Consider the following 5,925-nt stretch of genomic DNA (forward strand, 5'->3'; position numbering starts at 1 on the left):
CCCCACCGGCCGTCCGCCTCATGATCCCCGCCGGCCCGCCGCGCCCCTGCCGCATCCGTTCTGCCGTGCCCGTCGCTGTCCGTCGCTCGGCGCACCAGGCACACACTCGACACACCAGGAACATCCCTCGCGAGGCCTGGCACCCGGCCACAACGCCGGTCGGCCGCCGCGAACGGATTGGGCCACCCGGGCCCTGTGGACCTGTTTCCCGCGGGCGCGTCCGCGGAACAATGTCTTGGAAACACCCTCCCCCGGACCAGCGCGGCCCGAAGCCGGCTATTCGGCACCGGAGCGACGGCCAGGGCGGCATTTGACGGCGGAGATGCGGGATTGTTCGCCCGCCGTCATCCGTCATCCGCTGTCATCCGTCGTGACGGGCGGGCCGTACTCCGGACGGCGCCGGGCGGCAGACGACAACCAGGCGGACGACGGGTGTGCGCAAGCGGCCACGGTGGCCCGCTCCCGGCGGGATATGCTCATCCCGCCACAGGGGCGGGACCACTGTCGCGTCCGGCGGGAACACCTGCGGGACAGGGCGTTCGGCTCAGGGGGCTTATTACCGGGTGACACACGGAAGCCGCCGTTTCTCCCCCGGTCCATATGTGACCAGCAACACCCCGGGTAACGTCACATCAGCCCGCCGGAAACTGATATAGCGGTCTGGGGTGTTTTGCGGAGAGAGGTATCGGGAACGTGGTCAGAAATCCTCCGGCACCGGGTGAGGCGTATTTACACGGAAGCCGGCGAAGGTGGTGGTGAAAGTGACATCCGTGACCGGGTGGCTGGGTGTACGCGGCAGGGAACAACCGGGGCAGGTGTACCTCAGGGAGGCTCGCGGCAACCGCTCGGTCACCTACGGCGAAATGGCTGCCCTCGTTCAGCGCTGGCAGACCGATCTGGACGCGCACGGCCCGCGGCCGCGGGGGCGGATCGCGATCCTCGTGTCGGATCCCCTGGACTTCGCCGTGGTCTTCCTCGCCGTCCTGGTGAGCGGCAGGCACGCGGTCCCCCTGGATCCCGACGCCCCGCCCGCGGAACTGGAACGGGCGCTGGCGCGGACCCGCCCCGATCTCGTGGTCACCGACCGGCCGTTGCCCCCCACCTGCGCCCTCCGCCAGCTCAGCCCACGGCTGACCACCGGGCACACCGTCACGTCATCCCCCAGTGCCGCCGGCCACGGTGGCGCACGCTGCCGGCTGTCCGGCGGCGTCCTGCTGACGAGTTCGACGGACTCGTCGACGGCCGGAGCGATCAGGGAGATCTTCCTCGACGGCGGGCAGCTCGCACACGTGGCCGCTGCCGCCGCGCGCCACCACCAGCTGACCCGGACGGACACCGGCTACAACCCGCTCCCCTTGATCCACGTCAACGCGCAGGTGACCGGGCTGCTCGCCACCCTGTGCGGCGGAGGCACCCTCGTCCTCGACCGCCGGTTCCGCCGCCGCGGATTCTGGACGATGATCAGAAATCACCAGGTGACCTGGATCAACGGGGTCCCGTCGGTCGTGGCCCTGCTGGCCATGGATCCGCGTGCCGCCCAGGCCCGCGACTGCCGGGTCCGGTTCGTCCGGTCCGCCTCCGCTCCCCTGCCTGTCCCCGTGTTACAGGCGTTCGAGGAGGCCACCGGCGTCCCGGTGCTGGAAACCTACGGTATGGCCGAGGCCGGCGGCCTGATCACGGCGAACCCCCCGCGGGGGGCCGGCAAGCCCGGCTCGGTGGGCCTGCCGGTGGGCAGCGAGGTGCGTGTCGTCGACGACGAGGCGATGCCGTGCCCGCCGCAGGAGGCCGGGCGGGTGCAGATCCGCGGCCCCGGGGTCATCCGCGCCTACGCCGGCCCGGCCGGCGCTGACAGCTTCACCCCGGACGGCTGGCTGGACACCGGCGACACCGGCTTCACGGACACCGACGGCTACCTCTACCTCACCGGCCGCGGCGACGGCATGATCAACCGTGGTGGTGAGAAGGTCTCCCCCCGTGAGGTCGAGGAGGTCCTGCTCGCCGACCCGCGGGTGCGCCGCGCGGTGGTGGTGGGCCGGCCGGACGCCGTGCTCGGCGAGGTGCCCGTCGCGCTGGTCGTCCCGGCGAACGGCCCCGATCCCCTGCTCGTGGCCGAGCTCGTGGAGCGCTGCGAGGCCGGCCTCGCCACCTTCAAGCGGCCAACCAGCATAGAGATCGTCACCGACCTCCCCGGCGGCCGCAACGGCCCGCTCCGGCAGCTGCCCGGCACGGCCCGGCTCCCCGGCTCAGCCGCCGCATGACTCCATCCTCTCCCCTCCCCGAAGCCTCTCCCCTCCCCCCGAAGTACCCGCAAGGATCAGGCGCGGGAGGGAGCCGGTAGGGCCCGTGGGGCGGTAGGGGTGGAAGGCTGTGGCTGTTGGGCCGACAAGCAGCGGGCTTGCTACGGTGCAGTGCGGCCGGCCGTGGGAAGTTCACCGGATGTGCGACGTCGTGATGACACGCGGCCGGCGGACAGGCAGAGTCAGCAGGTGGGAGAGGGTGCCGTGGACGACGAGACAATGGCGGGGTTCCTCGCCGAGCTGGCCTCCCCCGCGCCCGCGCCGGGTGGTGGCGCGGCCGCGGCGCTGCAGGCCGCCCTCGGCGCGGCGCTGGTGAGCATGGTCTGCAATCTCACGATCGGCAAGCCCCGGTACGCCGAGCACGAGGCGACGATGCTCTCCGCCCGGCTCGACGCCGACAAGGCCCGCGCCGAGGCGCTGGCGCTGGCCGGCGCCGACGCCCGCGCGTTCGCCGCGGTCAGCGACGCGTACAAGCTGCCGAAGGGCACCGGCGAGGAACGGGCCGCCCGCAGCCAGGCGATCCAGGCCGCGCTGGTCACCGCGGCCGAGGTGCCGCTGCACACCGCGGCGGTCGCGGCGGCCGTGGTCGGGCTGTGCACGTCGATCATCGACGGCGCGAACGTCAACGTCCTCAGCGATGTCGGGGTGGCCGCCGCCAGCGCACGCGCCGCGCTGGACAGCGCGGCGATCAACGTACGGGTGAACACGGCGGCGATGACGGACACGGCCGCGCGCGAGCGTGCCACGGCCGCCCTCGCCGGCCATCTGACCTCTGTGGCTACGGCGGACGGCATCGTGCGCGCCGTCGGGGAACGGATCGGATCATGAAGCTGCTGGACGGACGGGCCATGGCCGCGGAGATCGGCCGGGGCGTCGTCGACGAGGTGGAACGGCTGCGCGAGGCCGGCCGGGTGCCGACGCTGGCCGTGGTCCTGCCGGGCACCGACCCGGCGGCCCGGTCCTACGTCAGGGTGATCGAACGTGGCGCGGCGAAGGTGGGGGTCCACTGCGTCGTCCACGAGCTGTCCGGGGACGCCGCCGAGCTCGTCGCCACGGTCGACCGGCTGGCCGCCGACGACGAGGTGCACGGCCTGATGGTGCAGACCCCGCTGCCCCCGGGCCTGTCCGCGCAGGACGTCGGCAGCCGTATCCCGCCGCACAAGGACGTCGACGGGATGAACCCGCTGAGCCTGGGCCGGCTGGCCCTGGGCCTGCCGTGTTTCGCGCCGGCCACCGCCGCCGCGGTGCTGGAGATCCTGCACCGCGGTGACGTCAAGCTCGCCGGTGTCCGCGCGGTGGTCATCGGGCGCAGCCCGGTGGTCGGCAAGCCCGCGTCCCTGCTGCTGCTGGCCGAGGACGCCACGGTGACGATCTGCCACTCCCGTACGGCAGACCTGCTCTCGGTCGTGCACGAGGCCGATGTCGTGGTGGCCGCCGTCGGCCGTCCCAAGATGATCGGCAAGGGGTTCATCCGGCCGGGTGCCGTCGTCATCGACGTGGGGACGAACGTCACCGAGGCCGGTCTGGTCGGCGACGTGGACGCCGACGCGGTCGCGTCCGTGGCGGGCGCTCTCACCCCGGTCCCGGGCGGGGTCGGGCCGGTGACCACGATGCTGCTGCTGCGCAACACCACCACCGCAGCCACCGGGTAAGCCCACCCGGACTCGACCGCGAGCTGTCAGGGGCGCGACCCAGAAAGGCCCGGAAGGAAGACCGGGACAAACCGCTGGTCCATCGGCGGCGTCGATGTAGTCCCTGAGGGGACCGGTAAAAAGGACATATCGGCGGTGCGGAACGGTTACCAGCGGGCCTTTTCGCTGGGCTGCCGACAGGATGACACCCGCAGTTCCTTCCCAGAGGCAGAAAAAGCACTCGTCAGGCGTCTCAGTGAAATCAGTGAGAATGTTCAGCACGCGCCGTGCCTGTGACGCCCATGCCCACGCCCGGGCCCAGTCCTCGACGTGCACGATCGCGCCGGGCGCGGTCAGCGCGGCCACGACCTGACCATGGGTGATCATCGCGTCCTCGTGGATCGGGCAGAGCCGGCCCACGATCCCGGCCACGTCCAGACGAGCCAGGAAGTCACGCACGATGGGGAGCAGACCAAGCGGCTTCTTCACGCGCGGTCTGGGAGGTGAGGCCGGCGGCCAGCCGGACGCGGTTGCGGCCGTCGGCCTTGGCCCGGTAGAGCGCCGCGTCCGCCGTCTCCAGCAGGGCGGCCAGCTCCACGTCCGCGCCGGTGGCGGTGGCCACCCCGACCGAGACGGTCACGGACACGCAGACCACGCCGGCGGCGTGGCTGTCCGCCCGGCAGCGCATCTCGGCCACCTGGCGGCGGATCCGGTCGGCGGCCCGGGCGGCGCCGTCGAGGTCGGTGTCACACAGCATGATCACGAATTCTTCGCCGCCGAACCGGCCGACGAGGTCACGAGGCCGGGTGGCGGCGCGCAGCGCGTCCGCGACACACATGAGAACGGCGTCGCCGGCAAGATGGCCGAACTGGTCGTTGACCTTCTTGAAATGGTCGATGTCCACGATGAGCACGGACATCGGACGGCCCGAGCGCCGGATTCGCGCCACCTCCTTCTCCACCGTCTCACGCCAGTAGGCCGGGTTGGCCAGCCGGGTCTTGGCGTCGGTGCGGGCCGCCTGGAGCAGTTCGGCGTGCAGCAGGCTGCGTTGCAGCAGCAGCGCGGGCGGTGTCGCGGTGAGCATGAGCAGGGGATGCGCGGTCCACAGCACGGCCAGGCCGATGGCGGAACACATCTCGGCGGCGTCGACGGCGAACGTCTCCCGCCTGCCGCCGGCGAACGGGCGGCGGGCCGGCTGCGCCGATCTCGGATGCGCGCACCACAGCATGCCGCGCAGCAGGACACGGTTGAGCACCGTGTAGGTGAACACCGCCACGAACAGCGCGCCGATACGTCCGGACGAGCCCACCAGGGTGTCGATCCGGTACGGCCCCTGGGGCGGGGCGAGCGCCCGGTGCACGCCGGCCGCGCAGAAACCCGACACGCCCAGCGCCGCCGCGTTGAAGACCTGCCGGTACCTGGGCTGCGCGGCCGGCTGGCCGCGGGAACGGAAAAGGCAGTGCAGGGGTATGTGCAGGACGGCGGCGTACAGCGGTGGGAGAAGAAGTGTGACCGGCAGGGTCCAGTTCGACAGCAGGTCCCGGTGCGGCTCGTCCTTCCGGAGACCGGGCACACCGAGATGCCGGGACGTTTCCATGGCCAGCCGGCCGAGCAGAACGAACGCCCCGAACGTGAACAGGTCGGCAAACCTGAAGGAAAGCCCGAACAGGCCGACAAGGACAACTACCAGACACAGTACGTCGACGGCGACGAGATAACGGACAAGCCGTGGCGGCAGACTCCACAGCACAAAATGCGACACCCACTCGACCAGCCGTTCACCGGCCTGCCGGGCGGCCTTTCCCCCACGCCGCCAGAACCGCCGCACGAATCCCCGGAACCGCCGCTCCTGGGACGGCCGCTGGGGCGGCTGCGACGGCCGGGACAGCCCGGGTGCCAGTGGCTGGGATGGCGGGAACGGCCGGGACGAGCGGGCCGGCCGAGGCGACGGCGGCTGGGATGGTGGCCGGGAGGACGGCTGGGGCGCTGGCTGGGAG

At 72.0% G+C, this 5,925-nt stretch carries 4 protein-coding genes; 3 read left to right on the forward strand and 1 reads right to left on the reverse strand.

From position 1 onward, the window contains the following. Positions 1–755 precede the first annotated feature (755 nt). The 3 genes from AC5LSR_RS22835 to AC5LSR_RS22845 all read left to right on the forward strand — a co-directional run bounded on the left by AC5LSR_RS22835 (position 756) and on the right by AC5LSR_RS22845 (position 3,949). A complete protein-coding gene (locus AC5LSR_RS22835; protein ID WP_493468992.1) occupies positions 756–2,258 on the forward strand; it encodes a class I adenylate-forming enzyme family protein in 1,503 nt (500 codons plus the stop codon). A gap of 243 nt (positions 2,259–2,501) precedes the next feature. Further along, complete coding sequence (locus tag AC5LSR_RS22840; protein ID WP_445548384.1) at positions 2,502–3,125, forward strand: cyclodeaminase/cyclohydrolase family protein; 624 nt, start codon at positions 2,502–2,504, stop codon at positions 3,123–3,125. Next, positions 3,122–3,949, forward strand: a complete 828-nt coding sequence (locus AC5LSR_RS22845; RefSeq protein ID WP_250280441.1) for a bifunctional 5,10-methylenetetrahydrofolate dehydrogenase/5,10-methenyltetrahydrofolate cyclohydrolase — start codon at positions 3,122–3,124, stop codon at positions 3,947–3,949. Before AC5LSR_RS22840 ends, AC5LSR_RS22845 begins: the two co-directional genes overlap by 4 nt. 430 nt (positions 3,950–4,379) lie before the next feature. Here the strand turns inward: AC5LSR_RS22845 and AC5LSR_RS22850 are convergent. Continuing rightward, on the reverse strand, positions 4,380–5,925 hold a 1,546-nt coding region (locus AC5LSR_RS22850; RefSeq protein WP_493468993.1), incomplete at its 5' end, for a GGDEF domain-containing protein.

Source organism: Protofrankia sp. CiP1_Cm_nod4 (assembly GCF_982290645.1).